This window comes from Actinomycetospora sp. (assembly GCF_055612215.1).
This window is the reverse complement of sequence record NZ_JBVPVA010000507.1, coordinates 1-1156: the sequence shown is the minus strand read 5'-3', so window position 1 is coordinate 1156 and position 1156 is coordinate 1. Positions and strand designations below refer to the sequence as shown.

The following is a 1156-nucleotide window of genomic DNA, read 5'->3' as shown; positions in this document are numbered from 1 at the left end:
CCCTGCAGCGCCGTCGACAGGTCACCGCGCAGCCCGCGCGGGTTGGTCTGCTCGGCGAGCGCGTACTTGGCGACGTTCATGTTCTCGCGCGCGGTGTGGATCACCCCGCGGGAGTCGAGCACGGTCACGTCCTCGACCCCGGCCTCGAGCAGGATCTTCGCGCACGCCACGCCGGACGCGCCGGCACCGGAGACCACGACCTTCAGCGGGGCCAGTTCCCGGTCCAGCGCCGCCACCGCGCCACGCAGGGCGGCGAGGACGACGATCGCGGTGCCGTGCTGGTCGTCGTGCATGACCGGGCAGTCGAGTGCCTCGATCAGCCGGCGCTCGATCTCGAAGCAGCGGGGGGCGGCGATGTCCTCGAGGTTCACCGCGCCGAAACTCGGCCGCAGGTGGGTCAGGGTCTCGACGATCTCGTCGACGTCGGTGGTGTCGAGCACCAGGGGGATGGAGTCGAGCCCCGCGAACGCCTTGAACAGGGCCGACTTGCCCTCCATGACCGGCAGCGACGCCCGGGGCCCGATGTCGCCGAGTCCCAGCACCGCCGTCCCATCGCTGACGACGGCGACCAGTCGGTGGGTCCAGGTGTAGCGGGCGGTCAGCGCGGCGTCGTCGGCGATCGCCCGGCTCACCTTGGCCACCCCGGGCGTGTACGCGATCGAGAGGTCGCGGCGGCCCTCCAGCGCCACCGTGGGCGCGATCGAGAGCTTGCCGGCCTCGTGCGACGCGAAGATCTCCTCGTCGGTGAGGTCACGGCCGTCGACGGCCGGGGGGCTGGTGTCGGCGGGGGTGCTGCTCACGCGGTCCTCCTGCAGGGGGTCGATGGGTCCCGGGGCACCGCGGCGGGCTGCTCGGGACGCGACGCGGCGGGCGTCGTCGGGGAACGCCCGGGGCGGGCCGCTGCGCGTGCGGTACCCCGCGTCGTCGGGCTGGTCACCTCGGCCGGTGGCGGAACCGGCGGATAGGGTGCGTCGCCGTGAAGGCCGAGGAACTCGCGGTGCCCGGCGCGTGGGTGTTCACCCCGCCGGTCTTCCCCGACGCGCGCGGGGCGTTCGCCGCGCCCTTCCAGGCGGAGGTGTTCGCCGGAACCGTCGGGCACCCGCTGCATGTGGCGCAGGCCAACACGAGCGTATCCCGTCGCGGCGTCGTCCGCGGC

The 1156-nt window shown here is 74.0% G+C and carries 2 protein-coding genes; one reads left to right on the top strand and one right to left on the bottom strand.

What is annotated here, in order from left to right:
* Window positions 1–800: NAD(P)-dependent malic enzyme (locus AC0CYZ_RS14075; RefSeq protein WP_472216322.1), on the bottom strand; the 800-nt coding region annotated here is incomplete at its 3' end.
* 176 nt (window positions 801–976) lie between these two features.
* Between AC0CYZ_RS14075 and AC0CYZ_RS14070 the strand changes: the two genes are divergently transcribed.
* The coding region (locus tag AC0CYZ_RS14070) for a dTDP-4-dehydrorhamnose 3,5-epimerase family protein (protein ID WP_472216320.1) at window positions 977–1156 on the top strand (180 nt) is incomplete at its 3' end.